This window comes from Lamprobacter modestohalophilus, from assembly GCF_016583905.1.
Classification (GTDB): Bacteria; Pseudomonadota; Gammaproteobacteria; order Chromatiales; family Chromatiaceae; genus Lamprobacter; species Lamprobacter modestohalophilus.
In genome coordinates, this window is the sequence record NZ_NRRY01000023.1 from 1 (window position 1) to 18,340 (window position 18,340).

Below are 18,340 nucleotides of genomic sequence, written 5' to 3' on the forward strand. Positions count from 1 at the left end.
CGCCTCTGTGCCTCAGGCATGCGCTGGAAGACCAAGGGCGCGGGCATCGTGCTCAGCCTGCGCGCGCTCACACAGACCGTCGGACGCTGGGCGCAGTTCTGGCAGAAGATCGATCAGTTTGGGGCGGAGTGCTGCTGTTGAGCACAGTATGTTGAGGCCGCACCCGTTCAAATATGTGTCTCCAACACGTTTTTTGCTGGTGTTGTTTGAAGACACTTTGACGACCTGCAAGAGCAACGTGGGTTGGACGTCCACGGCACTCTAGCTGTCATCGCGTCAGCGCCGTTCTGAGTGCATCATGGTCGCTATGGGCCGCGTTGTCGGTCTGACGAAACCCCGCTTTTTCGAGCGCCTCACTCCCGTGGGTCAACCCCAGGCTTTCCGCTGTGCCCTGAGGGCGGGCTGACGCTAAGGGTTGACAGATCCGCACGCACGCCTTTTGGAGCCCGTCGATGCAAGAGTCCTCACTGCTGAGCCGACTACGAACCTGGTTTTTGCAAGGCATCGCCTTGCTCGCGCCGCTGATCATCACGCTGGCCCTGCTGGTCTGGCTAGGACGATCGGTCGAGATCTTCGTCGGCGTTTTTCTTCGGCATCTGATGCCAGACGCCTGGTATATACCGGGGATGGGGTTAGTGGCGGGCTTGGTCTTGACATTGGCCGCTGGACTGCTCGCGAATCTGTTTCTGGTGCGTTGGCTGGTTGAGGTTGCGGAGCAGGTGCTAGATCGCATCCCGCTGGTCAAGAGTTTGTTTCAGGGCTTGAAGGACATTGCCCGGTTCTTTGCGCGCACCGGTGACCAAGACCTGGGGCGGCCGGTTGTCGTGACTCTTCCGGTTGGCGATGCCACCGTGCAATTGGTTGGGTTCATGATGCAGGAGCATGCTGACCTGCCGTTTGCTGATGTCGACGCCGAGACTGAGCAACGGGATCGGGTGGCGGTCTATTTGCCGATGAGCTACCAGGTTGGCGGCTATACCCTCTATCTAGAGCGCAGTCGGGTGCGGCCGCTTGCCGTGGGTGCGGAGCAGGCGCTGCGCTCAGTGATTACGGGTGGCGCGCTCAATGAGGATGGCGGCAGCAACGGCCACCAGAGTCGGGTTACGGCGATCGGTGGCCGTCGACGATCTGGCGAGCGGACGAAGCGTTAATTGATCATCCTGAAGCCGCAGCGCGGTGAAATTGGTTTCGCGCTCGGCGCAGTCGCTTGGCATCTGGGTTAGGCATCAGAGGAGACCAGCACCCGCGCCATGCCCGGCCCAAGCCAGAATTCAAACGGGGCCGGCAGCTCGGCCATCGGCCAGTCTGGCGAGAGATCGCGGATCGGTCCGGGCGACTGGAGCAGATGGCGCAGGTCATCGACATAGAAGCGCTGCCGCGCCCAAGGGTCCTTGTTGATGACCAAGAGGGCCTGACCTGGACCCTCAGCCGCGTGCTTGCGCAGGACCAAGACCGCCGGGTCCGAAACATCGAGCCGCTCGATGCGGCCTTCGCCATCGAGCACCGGCACCGCGTCCTTGATCGCGTTGACCTGGCTGATGAAATCCTTGAGATCCAGGTTCGGCGTCTCCCAGTCGTCCGGGGTCGTCTCGACCACATCGAGGCGGCGGCGGAAGCCGAATTCAAAGCCCATCGGGATCATCACGCCGCTTGCGAACAGCGCGGTGAACAGGTAGCGCTGGCGCAGGGCGTCGGCATTTTCGCGGAATTCCTCGAACATGCGCCGCGTGTCATGGCTCTCGGGAAAGCCGATCGAGGGCGCGATCTGGCGCGTGAGCTCGTACTGATCGAGCAGCCAGTTGCCGTTGAAGTCCCACCACTTGGCGCTGTTGAAGATGGCGTCGAAGCCGGCCTCGGCGGTCTCGCGGGTCTGCTCCGGACTGCAGCCCAAGGTTTCGGCGACGAAGACCGTATCTGGATGGCGCTCGCGAATCTGGGTGATCAGCTGCTCCCAGAGCGCGGCCGGCAGCTGATAGGCCGCATCGCAGCGAAAGCCGCGGAAGCCGAGCCCGATCAGATGCTCGACCAGGCGCACGAAATAGGCGAGCAGACCCTCGGGATCATCGGCCTGGCGCAGCGCGCGCTGATGGTCGAACTGGGCCAGATCGCGCCAGACCACCTTGTTGCCGTTGGCCTCGACGCAGAACGGATGCGCGATGCGATTGTTGTGGCGGACGAACCAGTCGGGATGCTCGGTCACCAAGGGGCTGTCTTCAGCGCAGTGATTGATGACCAGATCGATCATCAGTGAGAGCCCTTGCTCGCCAGCGATCTCGGCCATGGCCTGCACCTGGGCGTCTGGCTCTAGGCTGGAATCGGGGGAGATCAGGGCCTGGTTGATCGCGAAATAATCGGCGATCGAGTACAGGCTGCCGGAGCGGCCGAGCTGCTGGATCGGGTTGACGAAGATCCAGTCGAAGCCCATCGCGGCGGCGCGCTCCAGGTGCGGCGCCCAGCGATCGAAAGGGCCGGCGAGCAGCGGGAACAGGTTGTATAGCTTCATTCAGTGTTTCGCTCTTGGTCCTAGGGTTGGTCCTTGGATTGGTCCTTGGGTTGGCGTTCTTGTTGATAGCCTTGCTCGAATTCCTCGGCGCCTTGCTCGACGGCGTTGATGGCCTTGCCTGTCGTCTTACCGGCCCAGGAGCAGGCACCCAGGCTGGTCGATAGGATCATCAGGGTCAGAGCGTAGAAAACAGTTCTCTTCATAGGGAGCTGCCATAGCGGTTTCTGGTTTCAACAGGCGCTCAGTATACCTGCGGAGCTGATGTGGGCGTCTGAATCCTATTGACCGTTTTCGCGCGCAACGTCCAGTCAGGATTCGTAAGCTGATAGACTGGACGCCATTTGCGAGACACAGATCCTGTACAGGACGAGAGACAAGAGCTATGCGCGCGCACTTTGATCCCAGTGGTACTCCCGACGGTCTGCTCGCCGCGCTCCATGCGCTGACCGACGAAGCGGCCATCGGCGGCCTGATGGTGCTTGCTTGTGACGCCAACGGCTGGCAACCGGAACAGCTCGATCCGATCCTGCAAGCCTGCGAGATGCCTGTGTTCGGGGGGATTTTCCCGCAGGTCACCTACCAGAACCAGAACTATGAACGCGGCACCTTGTTGATCGCGTTCAACGCTTTGCCCGAGGTCGCCTGTGTGCATGGCCTGAGCGACGCGGAGGCGGATTTCGACGAGCGGGTCGAGGCCGCTACCGAGCACTGGCCCGAGCCGCCCGAGGTGACCACGATGCTCGTCTATGTCGATGGGCTGTCGAGCCGGATCAGCGCGCTGGTCGAGGGCTTGTTTGCCAACTTCGGCCTCGAGAACAATTTCATCGGCGGTGGTGCAGGCTCGCTGAGCTTTCAGCAAAAACCCTGCATCCTCACCAATGCCGGGCTGCTGGCCGATGTCGCAGTCCTGGTGCGCATGCCGATTCGCAGCCTTCTCGGCGTCACGCACGGCTGGCAGCCGATCAGTGAGCCGATGAAGGTCACCGGCGCCCAGGGTAATGTCGTCATGACCCTGGATTGGGAGCCTGCCTTTGACGTTTACAAGCGCATGGTAGAGGCACACAGCGGTCAGGAAATGCATGCGGAGGATTTCTTCTCGCTGGCGAAATCCTACCCCTTTGGTATGACCAAGCTTGGCACCGAGATCGTCGTTCGTGATCCCCTGATGGTTGCCGAGGGTAACCATCTAGTGTGCGTCGGCGAAGTGCCTGAAGGGGCCTTTTTACGGCTGCTGAACGGCACGCCGGACAGCCTAATCGCCGCTGCGAAGAAGGCGCGCGAGCTGGCCCTCCCTGAGGGTGTCGGCGAGGAGGCGGCGGCAAGCTACCTGTTTATCGATTGCATCTCGCGTGTGCTCTTCCTCGGTGAGCGCATCGCCGATGAGCTGAACGCGGTCGGGCCAGATCAGCCCGTGAATGGCGCCTTTACCCTCGGCGAGATTGCCAATACTGGCGACGCTTTCCTCGAGTTCTATAATAAGACATCGGTGTTCAGCATCTTGTTCGACTAGGTGGTCGACTAGGTGGTCGACTAGGTGGTCGACTAGGTGGTCGACTAGGTGCGTTCGACGTGAAGCGTTTGGTGGGACGGCGTTGATTAGGCGCAGGCGCTGACAGAATCCTTGTTCATCGTCCTCTACCGCGTCGACAGCGATTCGGCATCTGGGCGGCATCCGCGGTAATGACTCATGCAAGAGACCCCAGCCAAGATCCTTCTGGTGGACGATGACCCTGGTATCCGTCTGCTGATCCAGCATGGCTTGACCCGAGCCGGTTATCAGGTGACCGAGGCCAGTAATGGCCTTGAGGCCCTGGAGTGTTTCGAAACCGCCAAGCCCGATCTGATGCTGATCGACGTCAGCATGCCGGAGCTGGATGGCTTCGAGACCGTTGCCGCGATTCGCCAGCGTGAGGGGGGCGAGATCATCCCCCTGGTCATGGTGACGGGCTCCGATGACAACGAGTCAGTGACCAAGGCCTTCCATGCTGGCGCAACCGACTTCATCACCAAGCCGATCAATCTGCCGATCCTGACCCAGCGGGTGCGCTATGCGCTCGCCAGTGCCGAGCGTGAACAGCGCCTGCGCCGTATCCATCTGGAGCAGCAAAGTGCCTGTCAATTGGCAAAGCTGGGCTTTTGGCGGCTCCAGATCGAGACCGGGCAGCTGCAATGGTCGCGGGATGCGGCGTCCCTGCTTGGCCGCTCCGCAGCCATGCCGACCAGCGTTGCGGCACTCATCGAGGAGGCGCGCCCGGATCAGCGCCAACGCCTGCAGTTGGCCTTCGATCAAGCCGGGACGCGGGCGGCGGGGCTGGATCTGGAGATCGAGCTGGCGCGCACCGGTAACGCCTGCATCATCAAGCTGCAAAGCAGTCCACAGATCGAGGATGGCGTCATCGTCGGCGCCTTTCAGGATGTGACCGCTCTGCGCGCGTTCGAGGACCAGACGCTCTATCTGGTCGAGCATGATGAGCTGACCAATCTGCCGAATCATCGGCTGTTCTCCCGCTTGCTCGCGGATCGGCTCGAGCGCGACCGGCATGCCGAGGCGCGCACTGGGATGCTGGTGATCGATATCGATCGCCTGCATCGCATCAACGAAGCCTTTGGTCCGGTGCAGGGCGATGAGGTCATCGTGACCCTGGCCAACCGGCTGCGACAACTGCTGCCCTCCAATAGCCTCTTGTGCCGGCTCGAGTCGGACAGTTTCGGCATGGCGATCCCGCTCGAGAGTACCGATCTCGCGACGCTCCAAGCGCAGCTGCTGAGTCAGTTGATCCTGTCCTTGCAGATCAATGGGCGCGAGATCTATATCGATTGCAGCATGGGCCTGGCCATCCATCCCGACGATGGTCAGGAGGCGGCCAGCCTGATTCAGGCCGCGCAAGCGGCGGAGCGAGAGACCAATCGGGATCAGAGTCGGCGCTTCATCCAGTTCTCGGAGATTCGCGAGGCGCGTGCGGAAGGGCGGGTGATTCTCGAAACCGATCTGCGCCGCGCGCTCGAGAAGCAGGAATTCTTTCTCGTCTACCAACCCCAGCAGTGTCTGGCGACCCAGCGCATTGAGGGCGTGGAAGCGCTGTTGCGTTGGAACCACGCCGAACGCGGGATCGTGTCGCCGGCGGATTTCATACCTATCCTGGAGGAAACCGGACTCATCCATGAGGTCGGTGACTGGATCTTGGAGGAGGCGGTTCGTCAGGCCGTCGACTGGTTGCAACAGGGGCTGAATCTGCGGATGTCGGTCAACCTCGCCGCGGCGCAGGTCGAGAACCCGAACCTCATCAATCGCTTGTGTGCACTGGTCAAGGACTATCAGCTGCCGCCCGAGCAACTCGAGCTCGAGATCACCGAGAGCACCGCGATGCAGGTGCCGGAACAGACCCTGCTCAATCTGCGTAAATACAAGCAGTGTGGATTCCGGATTGCGATCGATGATTTCGGCACGGGCTACTCATCGCTGTCCTATCTGCTGCAATTTCCGCTGGATACCTTGAAGATCGATCGGGCCTTCGTCAAAGAGATCACTCGAGGTAAACGCAATCGCGCGATTGTCACCGCGCTCAGCACCCTGAGCTTCCACCTGGGTTTGACGACCATCGCCGAGGGCGTCGAGCTCGAATCCCAACGCGATTATCTCGATGCGCTGAACATCGATGAGATTCAGGGTTTCCTGATCGCCCGTCCGCTGGTGCCGGAGCGGTTGCTTGAGTTCATGCGGGCCTACGAGGCCGATGCCCAGCCGAGCCCTCGGCAAGCCCGATCGCCGTCATGACCGAAACGGACACTCATAAAGAATTCGAGATCCTCTATGAGATCTCGCTGGCGATTGGTCACAGTCTGGATCTGCAGGCGATGCTCAAGCAGTCCGTGGGCACGATCATGCGCCAGTTGAACTGCCAGGCCGCCCTGGTCTTGCAATACGACGCTGACGATGACGCGCAGGTCAGGAATGGGCGATCGCGAGAGCCGTCGCAAGAGCAGGCGCAAATGCGCGCACTGGAGGCGCTGACTTGGACTGATCTCTATGTGGTGCCGAAGACCGCGCGCAAATCGTCTGAATTGCAGGGCTTCGTCACGGAATTGAGTTTGCCGGCTAACCAGGCCGAATTCGAGGTTTGGCAGGCAGCGGTCGAGGCTGGCGCCTTGCCGCACGCGAGCGAGCTTAGCACCTCGACCTATTACGCCTTCTATCTTGCGAAGATCGGCGTACTCGTGCTGAAACGGATCGGCCCGAGCCTCTCGCACAGTCTGCTGCTGTCGTTGAATGTCTTAATGGATAAGTTGGCGTATTCGGCGCTCGCTTGCCTGCACGATGCGCAACTGAAACAGCAGATCGAGGCGGCGCAAGCAGCCAATGTGGCCAAGAGTCAGTTCCTCGCCAACATGAGCCATGAGATCCGCACGCCGATGAACGGTGTGATGGGGATGTTGGACATTACGCTAGAGACCGAGCTTCAGCCACAGCAGCGTGATTATCTCCGCCAGGCGCGCTTGTCGGCGCAGCATCTGCTCGAAATCATCAACCTGATCTTGGATCTCTCCAAGATCGAGGCGAAGAAATTCAAACTGAAACCGGAACCGACCGACCTATTCGAGTTCATCGGAGAATTGATCAAGAGCCAGGTGCCGCATGCGTTGTGCAAACGGCTCAATCTGCTCTACGACGTGGAGCCGACGCTACCGCGCTGGGTCGAGATCGATCCAACCCGGTTACGCCAGGTCATGTCGAATCTGATCGGTAATGCCTTGAAGTTTACCGATCAAGGCAGCGTCAAGCTCATCGTGTCTCCCTGCAAGGGGCCAGCGCATGTGTCCCATGTAAGCAACGCTCAATGGACCTGCTTCGAGGTCGAGGACACCGGCATCGGCATCCCAGCCGAGCAACAGTTGACGATCTTCAATGCCTTCGAGCAAGTCGACAGCAAAACAACACGCAAATTCGAGGGCACCGGACTCGGCCTGACCATCACCCGCGAACTGGTCGAGATGATGGGTGGACTGATCGAGGTTAAGAGCGAGGTCGGTCAGGGCACCTGTTTTCGTGTGACCCTGCCACTGACGTCAGCCGCTGAGCCTGTCGTCGAGGAGGTCCGCGTGCCGGCGTTACCGGCAGCAACCTACCGGATCTTGGTGGTTGATGATGAACCACTGAACCGTTCCGTGATCCATCATATGCTCGGGATTCTCGAGGTTGCCTGTGCGACCGCGGTGAGTGCGCCAGAAGGGTTGTTGGTGCTCCGCAAGGCGATTGAGGACGAGCAGCCGTTTAATTTCTTATTGCTGGATGCCAACATGCCGGGTATGGACGGCTACGCCATGGCGAAGGAGGTGCTGCGTGAGGGGTTGCTCTGTCCCGCGCAAATTCGTATTTTGAGTTCTTCTGCGTTTGCTGGAGAGGAGGAACACGACCAAGACTTCGTTGCTTACAACCAACGTGTATGCCAACAGGCTTGCCCATTCTACAATGGTCAGGAAACGCACTGTCGGCAGTTCGAACAACAAGAGTGCTTGACCAAACCGGTGACGCTTGCCGATCTGCGCCATCTCCTCTTTCGACAAGACCAAACCAAGGATGGCGTTTTAAATGGGTCACGCTCATCGCTTGCCGATCAGCAGTTGAATATACTGGTCGCGGAAGATAATCCGATCAATCAGCAGGTGATCATCGCGCTATTGAAGAAGTTTAAGGTTGCTTATACCTTGGCCAATAATGGTCGCGAAGCTGTCGAATGGGCTTGCAAGGAACGGTTTGATCTCATTTTCATGGATATCATGATGCCGATGATGGACGGTTTGGAGGCGACCGAGCTGATCCGCGAATACGAGCGTCAGCATCAATGGCCGCCGGTGCCGATCATCGCCCTCACCGCCAAGGCGATGAAAGGTGATCGCGAGGGCTATCTTGAGCGGGGCATGGATGGTTATGTCGCTAAGCCGATCAACTCTATGTTGTTGTTCGAGGAAATGGAGCGGGTGTTGCCCAAGCGCGATGCTGAAGTTCGACTGCCGAGCGATGGAGCCAAAGTGCAGCAAGCCCAGGCCTCTTCGGATCTGGATGCCTGGCTCGGCGCTGGTGAAGAAGACAAGACCTCGGCGCCGTTTGCTGATGCGGGCTCGGCAACCCCAAGTCAGCCCTCCGCGATAGGTGCCGACCCGCAGCAATTCGATTGGGATCAGGCGATCAAGCAGTTGGGTGCGGAAGAAGAATTACTGATTATGTTTCTCTCGCGTTTCCTTGACGATCTCCCCTCCGCCGAGCAACGTGTGAGAGCGGCCTTGAAACAACGCGATGCAAAATTGCTCAAGCTGGAGGCGCACACGCTGAAAAGCCTCTGCGCGACCCTGTGCATGGAGCAGGCAAGACAGGGGTTCTGGGCGGTGGAGCAGGCCTGTCGGGATCAACCAAGCGATTGGGCCGATGTCGACAGGCAAGTGAACGCGGTGTTCGCGACCTTGCAGCATGTCCGCCCTCTGCTCGACGAAAGACTTGAGCAACATCGGCCTGATTCATGAGCGAACACAGCGACCATAGCCCTTACTGCATCGCATTACAGCCAATTTGCGATCGCAAGCTGCATCATGTGGCCGATAAGCTACTTTATCGTTCCCATTGTGGAGCAGATGTCGCGTCTTTTGATGACCCTTTTCTCGCGACGGTTCGCTCTTATTCGACGGCGGTCTACGAGGTGGGTATCGAGAACCTGGTCGGCGATCGCATGCTCTTGTTCACCGCGCCCTTGGAGTGGATCGAGAATACAGGGTTTTTCGAGCTTCCTGCCGAGCAGTTGTTCGCGGAGTTGACATTGGATTTTTTCGAATCGCCGACGGCGCTCGATGCAATCCAGCGCTTGCGCTCCATCGGCTATTTGATTGCCGTGCCACAAACCGTTTTCGAGCGTTATCCCGAGATTCCCATCAGTCTGGTTGATCTCGTCAAGATCGATAGTCGACGCCCTGATTGCCTGGATCTTGCGGCGCACTTAAAGGGACTGGGTCCACGGCTACTGGCGACCTTCGTCGAGGATCAAGCGACCCTGGATCGTGTTCACGCCGGCGGCGCATTCGATTGGTTCATGGGGTTTGTATTCTTACCACCGATGCACGTGAAGGAGAGCGGGCGCAAGCGGCGCAGTAACCGCGCTGTCGAATTGCGATTACTCGCCGAGCTTAGCTCGAACGAGATGCAAGTCGAGCAACTTGAGGTACTGGTGGCTCAGCATCCGCATTTTTGCGTTCTGTTGTTCGCGCAGGTGAACTCGGCGGCATTTTCGCGCGGCAACCGTCGTATTGATTCCCTACACGAGGCGGTGGTGAGGCTCGGCTTGGAGCGGATCAAAACCATTGCATCTTTTCTCTTGCTCAGCCGCAATGATCCGGTCGAAGCGGTACAGGTGCGCATGCTCTTGAATCGCGCCGCGATGGCGGCTCGCATTGCCCGGCGGGTGCGGAGCATCGACCCGAATACCGCCTTCACCCTCGGTCTGTTTTCACGGCTGGATGCCTTCGAGGGACTGCCGATGCCAACCCTGCTTCAGGGCATGCCGTTTTCCGTGCCGATGCAAGACGCCTTGCTGAAGCGTGAGGGCGAGATGGGCAAACTGTTGGATGTGCTGGATGCGCATGAATCTGGTGATCTCTCAAGTCTCAGTCCTGCCGTGGTGGCGAAATTGAATGAGGATTTCGTCCATGCGGTCGCCTGGACCGAGCAATGGCTGGTTAGGGACCAACCCCAAACGTCTGTCTAATGTCCCTGAGGAGAGAAAAGCAATGTCAACAACACTCGTCCATATTCAGGTGGTTCCCGAGGCGCGGGATCGATTCATTGCTGCGACGCACGAGAATTGCCTGAAATCTCGACAAGAACCGGGCAACCTGCGTTTCGATCTTTTGCAAGGCGAGGCCGACCCGAATCATTTCATCCTCTACGAGGCCTATGTCGATGCCGAGTCCGCGCGTGCGCACAAGGAGACGGCTCATTACTTGGCCTGGCGGGAGGCCGTCGCCGAGATGATGGCGCGCCCGCGCGAAGGCGTCGCCTATCAGATGCTGGTGGCTGAATAATGGCGGGCCTGTCAGGATTCTCGATCGCCCGCTTGCCACGCATCGCGTTTGGCGCCGGCGTGCGTTCGACGGTTGGCGCCTGCGCCGCTCGCTATGGACGCCGCGCGCTGTTGGTCACCGGTGGGGCATCACTGCGGGCCGGTCCCTTCTGGGCGGAATTGGAGCAGTCCTTCGCCAAGGCCGAGGTGCATATCGAGCAGGTTCAGATCGCCGATGAGCCGAGCCCGGATCAGATCGATGCCGCGGTGCGCGCCTATCATCAGGCTGACATCGATGTCGTGGTCGCCATCGGGGGTGGCAGCGCGCTGGATGCCGGCAAGGCCATCGCTGGTCTGCTGCGTCCTGGCAACTCGGTGTTGGATCACCTCGAAGGGGTGGGACCGGAACGTCCCTATCAAGGGCCGGCGGTGCCCTTCGTCGCGCTGCCAACCACCGCTGGCACCGGCTCGGAGGCGACCAAGAATGCCGTGCTGAGCCAGCGCGGCGCGGAGGGCTACAAGAAATCCTTTCGCGACGAGGCCCTGGTCGCGCGGGATGCCTTGGTTGACCCGGATTTCCTGCAAACCTGTCCGCGCTCGGTGCTGGCGGCTAACGGTATGGATGCGCTCACGCAATTGCTGGAATCCTTCGTCTCGACGCGCTCGAACCCGCTCTGTGCCGCTTTGGCCTTGGACGGGTTGAAACAGGCACGTGACGCGCTGTTGCCGCTCTACGAAGACCCGAACAACGCTGAGGCCCGAGCCGGCATGGCCTATGCGTCACTGCTCTCAGGCATCTGTCTTGCGCAGACCGGGCTCGGCTCGGTGCATGGCTTGGCATCGCCGCTCGGCGCCTTCTTCCCGATTCCGCATGGGATGGCCTGCGGCACCTTGGTGGCCAAGGCCACGGACACCAATCTGAGCGCCATGCAACAGCGTGAGCCCGAGCATCCGGCCCTGGAGGCCTATGCCACGGTTGGCCGCCTGTTCGCCAGTGAGCAGGGCTTGAGCCGGCAAGATGCCTGGGATGCCTTACTCGATAGCTTGTGGGACTGGACCGAGAGCTTGCAACTGCAGCGCCTGTCAGCCTGGGGCGTCACCAGCGCCGATCATCCGCGTATCGTTGCTAACAGCCGGGGCAGCAGCATGAAGACCAATCCCATCGTGCTACGGGACGAGGAGATCGCAGCCATTCTCGCTGTAAGACAATAAGGTATAGCAATAAGGCGCGGCAATAAGATGAGGCCATCCGTTGTCCACGGTGCGCGCATCGCTAGGCGCAGCGGCTTTGATGATAATGCTCCAAGACCTTCTCGATGCGCTCGGGATTCAGCGGTTTGACCAGGAAGCCATTGACCTTGCTCGCAGCGGCCTGACGCACATTGGCGATTGTGCTATGCGCAGTGAGCATGATGATAGAAACCGGTCGCTTGTCCTTCCTGAGCTCGTTGAGTACGTCGATGCCATTCATCTCGCCTGGCATCTCGATGTCCAAAAAGACGAGGTCGAGAGGGTTCTGCTGGCAGAGATCCACGGCCTCTTGACCTAACCCTGATTCGAGAATGTTTGTGTGATCCAGTGACTGCAGCGTCGAGCGTAGGAGCTTGCGCAGCATCGGATCATCGTCCACGATCAAAATGCGGACGTCATTGGGATTACATGACCAAGGCATCGAGTAACCATCTAATACTTGAGTTGTTGAAGGCGCTCGGCCTCGGCGATGACGGGGTCGATCTGCATCATGACCGCCTGGAGCGGATACCCTTGACGCAACAACCCATCCGCTGACGCAGCGAGCGTGCCAAGCCGATGATAGCCAAAACTCCCCGCAGACCCTTTGAGCTTATGCAGTACAGCCTGAGCCTGACTGGCAGAACCTTGCTCTAGGGCTGATCTCAGGTCGACGAGATAACCGCTGTTCAGCATCTCGATGAAGGCGCGTTGCAAGGCGCGCTGTTCATCGTCACCTAAGATCGCTGGGTTGGCCGTGGTCGGGGAGCGCTCTGGTCTCGAGGCTTGCAGACATTGCTCGAGCAGCGTCGTCAAGGTGGCCGGGTCGAACGGTTTCCGCAGAACGTCGCAACCGAGCGATCTCAGTCGCGTTTGCTTAGCCTCGGGCAGGTGGGTCGCCATGACGACGATCGGCGCGATCTGGCCTGATCCACGGGCCAGCTCAATGCTGTCCATGGCCTGATCGCTCTGGCCCAAATTGAGGTCGATCAAGACGATCTCAAATTCTGCGGTCAACAATTGCTCGATCAGCGATTCAGTGGTGCTGACCGCGGTGAGATCCAGATTGAGTGCTAGGAGTTGTTCGCCAAGGCCTGCGCGGCTCTCGGCGTCGCTGTCGACGATGAGCGCGCGTCTTTGAGTCTGTTGCCGGAGATGGTTCATCAACGTCTGCCTTTCTCGCGCCCGTCTTTTCGCGCCCGTCTTTTCGCGCCAAGATAGTAGCAGATCGACGTCATCATCCCTGCGGCGAATTGTTCCTAGGTAGTGCGCCAGACCTGGATATCTTGCGGAAAACCATTTAAATCCATCTGTTTGGGTGGCATGCCTTCAGGTTGGCTCTTGTTGCAACCCTGTCTGTCAGTGGGGCGACCCGGCCAGTGGATGCGTGCTGGACATCGATCTGAAGCATCGCTACTCTGTCTCGTCATGAACGCTTTACTCAAGCCAAGTCCCGCCGAGTATCTGGAACGGGAGCGCATGGCCGATACCAAGAGCGAGTATGTCGCTGGTGAGATCTTTGCCATGGCCGGCGCAACCCCAGAGCATCACTTGATCGCCGGCAACCTCATCCGTGAGCTGGGGAATGCGCTCAAGAAACGTCCATGCCGTGTCTACCCGAGCGACCTCCGAGTCCAGGTCGCGGATGGCTACTTTTATCCTGACGTGAGTGTCGTCTGCGGCACACCGCGTTTCAGTGATCGCGATAACCTAGTCAATCCGGACTTGATCTCTGAAGTGTTGTCATCGAGCACGGCGGATTTCGATATGGGCAGAAAATTCGCTCGCTACCGCCAGATCGAGAGCCTTCAAGACTACCTGCTGGTTTCTCAGGAGAGCCCTCATCTGATCCATTATCATCGTCAGGATGCCAATCATTGGCTGCTGACCGAGATCACTGATCCAAACGCCGAGGTTGAATTACCTGGCGTCGACTGCCGGCTTGCCCTAGTCGAGATCTATGACAAGGTCTTCATTGAGGATGGCTCATAAGTCTTGAGAGCCTTCTACAGCCAGTCGTGCGGCGTCATGTCTTGTCAGAGACTGTGATCAGCGAATGGACTCGGCGTGCCATGAGGTCGCTGCGGTCCGGACTCCCGATTGGCCTCGGGCTCCCTCGGAGTCTGTTCCTTGGAGGCCTTCGTTTGGACAGTGTGCATGTTGGATTCCGCTATGGGCATATCGTCACCGAACGATGGCAACGGCGTCTCGCCTGGTGAGTAGGCAGCGAAACGTGCCTGAGCGTTAGTCATGTTGAAGTGCTGTTGCCCGTCCTTGAGCTCCATCGCACCGCTGAGGTTGTGCCAGCGCAGCAGCAGCATCGCCTCGCGCGCGGATGCCGCAGACTGGCCCTTGAGATGGATGCCAAGCTCCGGTGCGCTCAGCATGGCGTCGTCGATGACGGCGGTCTCGCCATCCATGGCAAGCTGCACATGGCCACCGAGGTCTTCCATCGTTAGCAGCTCGCCGATCCAGCCATGTTTGCCTCGCAGGTTGTCGAGCAGCGCGACGAAGGGGCGGGTATCTCTGATGGTGATGTCGGCCAACATGTCCAGGTGCATGGGCTTTTGCCACAGCACCTCGGTGTCTTCTAGCTGCAGTCGGGCATGCCAGTCGGGTGACTGCGCTGAACCGGCCGCGCCGACGACCTGAACGCGGTCGAGCCGAAGTGAGGAGCCAGTGATGTCAAAGCGCAGATCCTGTGCCGAGCCGTCGCGGACTAGGATCTCGAGCTGGAGGTCGCCAGAGAGCTTGTTGTCGCTGAGGCTGAGCTGGAGATCCTCGGCCTGGAGCAGCCATTGGCCCTCGGCGCTATCAGGCTTGAGACGAAGATCGCCAACCAGGCTGGCCGCACCCGAGAGCAGTGATAGGGGCGCGTTCTCGGGCAGGTAGGCGTTGTAGGTGCTCATGTCATGCACACGGGCCGAGTGCAGCTTCAGGCTCAGGTCGGCTGAGTCGCCGCCGCCGGCGAGTGGATCAGTGACCAAGATCATGGCATCGAGCCGCACCTCGCCAATGCTTGGCTCCGGCTCGTCGCGTCGCCGCATGCGGGCATCTTCCAACCCGACGTCGAGGCGAAAGCGGGGCCGGTCACCACCGCGCTCCAGGGTGAGCCGGGCGCTGCCCTGACCATCGACGCGATGCTGCATGAGCGCCAACGAGAGCGGTTCGCGCGGGACCCAAAGGCTGGTGCCGGCATCCGGTTGGCCGTTGGTCAAGATGATCTCGGCGTCGAGCTCACCAGAGCCTTCGAGGCTCAGGTCGAGCGGCCGGTCGAGCAGCTCAGCGATCCAGTCGAGCTCGGAGACGGTCAGGACCGCCTCTAAGCGACCATCGGCGTCGGCGAGCACGGCGCCGAAGCCCTGCTCCTTTAAGATGCGGGCAATGGCGGGTATCGGGTCGCTCGCGCCTGTATCTGTCTGTGCATTTGCCTTAGCGTCTGCCTGCGGCTGAGGCTGCGGCTGCACTTGGGTCTCCGCCAACCCTGGTTCCGATACCGACCCAAGCTCCTGCCCCGATCCCGATCCGGGCCCTGATCCCGAATCTGATCCTGATCCTGATCCTGGCACAGCATTCGGCGTTGGCAGGCGCAGGTCGCCATCGACGATTCTGAGCTCGGCTCGCCATGGCTGGGCTGGCTGTCTGGCGTTTTCGCCTGCATCATTGTCTGCATGCTCGACAGCGACCTCGGCGTCCTCGATGCGCAGCGTCGTGCCGTCCATGTGCAGCTCGGTACCGGGGACATCGTCAACATCGTCGACGCGTGCCCGCAGCTGCAACAGCAAGTCGGTGATGGCGTGATAGTCCTGATAGCGCAGCTCGGCCTCGTCAGAGGCGAGGTCGAGGTCGAGCGACAAGACCTCCGACGTGATCTCGAGTGCGCCGGCGAGCGTTCCGCTGCCGCCGAGCAAGCCGAGATCCCACTCCTGCGGGAATAGGCGGTTGTAGACGACGAGGTCGGGCACCTGCATCGACGGGATATCGAGCTTGAACTGCAGCGTCACCTCAGTCGCCAGATCCTCGACCTGCTTCGCGGTGGAGGTGGTCGTGGGATCGACCTCTGCGGCCTGGACTTGCGCCGTCAGCCCCTGGCCTGTGAACAGGAGTTGCGCGTCAGGTTGGGCATTGTTGTCTTCCCGGGACGACGCACCAGGCCTGTCCATCGCAGGCCCCGATCCGGGCTCCAATTCGGCGCGAACCTTGTCGAACCGGACGATTAGATCAGCCTGCCCCTCATGGTCTGGGTCGACCTTGAATTCGACCGAGCCGTCGCCGCTAAACGCATAGGGGCTAATATCCATCGCCAGCTGGTGGGCCTCGACCCGCAGATCGGTTCCCGGCAGCACCTCACCAGCCGACAGCGCGATTCGCCCGTTCAGGCGGCCATGTCCGCTCAGCTCCAGCTCACCCAAGACCGGCATCAGTAACGCGATGAAATCCAGGTTCTGCACCGGCAGGTCGATGCGGGCGTCCAATTCTGGCACGCGCATCAGCTCAAGACCCTGCTTCTCAGATAGCCTGAACGGCGGGATCTCAATCTCGCCCTGGATCGAGGCGGCATCGGTGATCGGCTCCTCAGGACCGACTGTCAATGAGGTCAAGGCGAGGTCGATCGCGCCGCCACCCAAGGCCAGCCGACCGGTCTCGCTCTCCATGCGCAGGCTGCCACGGACTGCGCCGGGCAGACTGCCGCGGATATGCGAGATCCAAAATCGGTGCTCACCCTGGACATGGATGTCATCGATCTCCAGCACCAGCGTGCCGTTTGACGCTTCCGGTGGTGCCTCGGCGACCGCGTTGGGGTCGCGGTTACGGATCATTGGATAGAAGGCGACCAGTGGGTTCCTGTCTGCATCTGCATCTGCGTCTGCGGACGCCTCGGGCGTGGGACGCGGCCGCAGGCGCAGATCGATATCCTTCAGGTCCAGGTCGTGCACCCGAATCTCGCCCTGGAGCAGCGGCAGCAGTGAAATCGAGGCTGCTGCATGGCCTGCATCGACCTGCCACTGCTCGGTCGGGGTCTGCCCATCGGCGGCGACGCCATTCAGCTCCAGCCGCAGCGGATACAGACTCCAAGCCCGCTCCCAGGTGACCTGAAACTGCTCCGGCTGCAAGCCGTTGACCAGGGCGCGGGTGGCCGGCAGATTGAGCGCCGCGTTGACGGCGATAAGGTAGAGTGCCGCTAGAACGAGCAGCACGATGAGCGATCGGGAGACGAATGTATTCATGGCGGCGAGCAAAGCAGTGGAACTGCAGGCGGTCATCAAAGAGAGCCAGAAGACGGTAACAGCAGACTGTCGCGGGAGGAATTGGTGTTCCTCTGTAAGGCATACCACCACAGCTCCTGCTAGCACGGATCTTTAGCTAGCTAGCGCTTGATGGCGTCGGAGCGGCCAGGGTCAGGGATTGCCTTACATGAATAGCCGGATTTCTCGCAGCGAGCGGCGCGCGTAGGCTCCCTCATTGCTCCCGCAGATATGATCGCTGCCAATGACCGTCAGCATCGAGCGACTGGCATCTTTCTCCAGTCGTCAACAAGACTGTCCTTGCGGTCTGTACTCAGCGTTCGTGGCGAAGATCGTCCAACAGCTTCAGATGATCAACTGGCGTGGATGCAGGCCCTTAAACGCTCCCTAAGGTGAGTCGTAGGCCAAGCAAAGAGCGCTTGTCAGGAAATTCCTGACGGGGGACTCCTGATTTAGTCTTCAGGCATTGGCTGGTAATTTGACACTAATCAATCTTCATCGAGCTGCTGACAGCGCAGGAGTCAGTTAAGTGACGGACATCAGCCGAAGAGCCGGGCCCACATGGGGCGAGCGCAGCAGCCTGCTAGTGCTATCGATCGCATCCAATATCCTGGCGCTGGCCCTCACACTGGCGCTGCTGCAGGTCTACGATCGCATCGTTCCCAACCAGGCGCAGGGAACCGCCGTCGTCTTGTTCAGTGTGGTGCTGATCACCCTGCTGGCGGATGGACTCCTCCGCTACGTGCGCTTCCGCACGCTCCAAGACCGTCGCTATCACCGGTCACGTGGGCGGTGAGTTCAGTGCTGGCGACAACCGTCACGCCCACGGTTAGCACCACGGCTAGCAGGGCTGCAACAACCAGCTGCAGTCAGCAGCCGAAGACGCGATTCTCAGTTCAGTATTGACCAACCCGGCGCGGGCGCGGGCCTCATCGCGCCACCATGACAGGAGCACAGAAGTGAAGTATCCCTACCCCCGGTTCGTTGTCACCGCCACCCTGGCCGCCACCGCAGCCCTATTCGGCCTGGCGGGCTGCACCGAGACCACCGGCGGAACCCAGGCCGACTCGGCGCCAGCACCGGGCACACCAACCCTGGCCGAGCAAGGCTGCCTGCGCGACGTGACCCGACAGACCAACAACCCGGACGTGGTCTTGCTCTCATCGAGCTACTCCGAGGCTGGCACCGAGGTCATCGTCGGCGTCGGCCCGCAGCGCGCCCGCTGGCGCTGCATCGGCTATCGCGACGGCACCACCGCCGACATCATGTCGCTGACCAACGAGGGTGCGCTCTGAGCGAGCAGCAACGCTCGTTGATGT

At 60.3% G+C, this 18,340-nt stretch carries 15 protein-coding genes and 1 pseudogene; 11 read left to right on the forward strand and 5 right to left on the reverse strand.

Translation table 11 applies throughout. The features are described from left to right. Both CKO42_RS14085 and CKO42_RS14090 read left to right on the forward strand, forming a co-directional pair. Window positions 1-141: pseudogene (locus CKO42_RS14085) on the forward strand (ISKra4 family transposase); the annotation flags it as partial. 311 nt (window positions 142-452) lie between these two features. Next, entirely contained in the window at window positions 453-1,151 is a 699-nt protein-coding gene (locus tag CKO42_RS14090; protein ID WP_200245047.1) for a DUF502 domain-containing protein, read from the forward strand. A 68-nt stretch (window positions 1,152-1,219) separates the two neighbouring features. On the opposite strand, the gene CKO42_RS14095 is transcribed toward CKO42_RS14090, so the two are convergent. After that, complete coding sequence (locus tag CKO42_RS14095) at window positions 1,220-2,503, reverse strand: alpha-amylase family glycosyl hydrolase (protein ID WP_200245049.1); 1,284 nt, start codon at window positions 2,501-2,503, stop codon at window positions 1,220-1,222. Between the two features lie 20 nt (window positions 2,504-2,523). Continuing rightward, on the reverse strand, window positions 2,524-2,706 hold the full coding sequence (locus CKO42_RS14100; RefSeq protein WP_200245051.1) for a hypothetical protein: 183 nt from the start codon (window positions 2,704-2,706) through the stop codon (window positions 2,524-2,526). Window positions 2,707-2,885: 179 nt separating this feature from the next. On the opposite strand from CKO42_RS14100, the gene CKO42_RS14105 reads away from it, so the two are divergent. The 6 genes from CKO42_RS14105 (at window position 2,886) to CKO42_RS14130 (ending at window position 11,757) form a co-directional block, all read left to right on the forward strand. Further along, the gene (locus tag CKO42_RS14105; protein ID WP_200245059.1) at window positions 2,886-4,013 is read left to right on the forward strand and encodes an FIST signal transduction protein; all 1,128 of its coding nucleotides are present in this window, start codon (window positions 2,886-2,888) and stop codon (window positions 4,011-4,013) included. A gap of 177 nt (window positions 4,014-4,190) precedes the next feature. Beyond that, window positions 4,191-6,278, forward strand: coding sequence for a two-component system response regulator (locus CKO42_RS14110; protein ID WP_200245067.1), 2,088 nt, complete (start codon window positions 4,191-4,193; stop codon window positions 6,276-6,278). Then, window positions 6,275-9,019 carry a response regulator gene (locus CKO42_RS14115; RefSeq protein ID WP_200245075.1) on the forward strand — a complete coding sequence of 915 codons (2,745 nt, stop codon included), beginning with the start codon at window positions 6,275-6,277 and terminating at the stop codon, window positions 9,017-9,019. Before CKO42_RS14110 ends, CKO42_RS14115 begins: the two co-directional genes overlap by 4 nt. Next, the gene (locus tag CKO42_RS14120; protein WP_200245076.1) at window positions 9,016-10,251 is read left to right on the forward strand and encodes an EAL and HDOD domain-containing protein; all 1,236 of its coding nucleotides are present in this window, start codon (window positions 9,016-9,018) and stop codon (window positions 10,249-10,251) included. Before CKO42_RS14115 ends, CKO42_RS14120 begins: the two co-directional genes overlap by 4 nt. Before the next feature lie 22 nt (window positions 10,252-10,273). Continuing rightward, window positions 10,274-10,567 (forward strand): antibiotic biosynthesis monooxygenase, encoded by a 294-nt coding sequence (locus CKO42_RS14125; protein WP_200245078.1) that lies wholly within the window; start codon window positions 10,274-10,276, stop codon window positions 10,565-10,567. 32 nt (window positions 10,568-10,599) lie between these two features. Beyond that, complete coding sequence (locus tag CKO42_RS14130) at window positions 10,600-11,757, forward strand: iron-containing alcohol dehydrogenase (RefSeq protein ID WP_242479391.1); 1,158 nt, start codon at window positions 10,600-10,602, stop codon at window positions 11,755-11,757. Window positions 11,758-11,818: 61 nt separating this feature from the next. Here CKO42_RS14130 and CKO42_RS14135 read toward each other — a convergent pair whose 3' ends face one another. Both CKO42_RS14135 and CKO42_RS14140 read right to left on the reverse strand, forming a co-directional pair. Beyond that, window positions 11,819-12,217, reverse strand: a complete 399-nt coding sequence (locus CKO42_RS14135; RefSeq protein ID WP_274608923.1) for a response regulator — start codon at window positions 12,215-12,217, stop codon at window positions 11,819-11,821. 11 nt (window positions 12,218-12,228) lie between these two features. Further along, entirely contained in the window at window positions 12,229-12,939 is a 711-nt protein-coding gene (locus CKO42_RS14140) for an Hpt domain-containing response regulator (protein ID WP_200245088.1), read from the reverse strand. A 264-nt stretch (window positions 12,940-13,203) separates the two neighbouring features. On the opposite strand from CKO42_RS14140, the gene CKO42_RS14145 reads away from it, so the two are divergent. Continuing rightward, on the forward strand, window positions 13,204-13,767 hold the full coding sequence (locus CKO42_RS14145) for a Uma2 family endonuclease (RefSeq protein ID WP_200245090.1): 564 nt from the start codon (window positions 13,204-13,206) through the stop codon (window positions 13,765-13,767). Window positions 13,768-13,811: 44 nt separating this feature from the next. Here the strand turns inward: CKO42_RS14145 and CKO42_RS14150 are convergent, their stop codons facing one another. Beyond that, a complete protein-coding gene (locus CKO42_RS14150; RefSeq protein WP_200245097.1) occupies window positions 13,812-17,003 on the reverse strand; it encodes an AsmA family protein in 3,192 nt (1,063 codons plus the stop codon). Between the two features lie 604 nt (window positions 17,004-17,607). On the opposite strand from CKO42_RS14150, the gene CKO42_RS14155 reads away from it, so the two are divergent. Further along, entirely contained in the window at window positions 17,608-17,817 is a 210-nt protein-coding gene (locus CKO42_RS14155) for a hypothetical protein (RefSeq protein WP_200245100.1), read from the forward strand. A 163-nt stretch (window positions 17,818-17,980) separates the two neighbouring features. Next, a complete protein-coding gene (locus CKO42_RS14160) occupies window positions 17,981-18,316 on the forward strand; it encodes a hypothetical protein (protein WP_200245103.1) in 336 nt (111 codons plus the stop codon). Window positions 18,317-18,340: the final 24 nt, after the last annotated feature.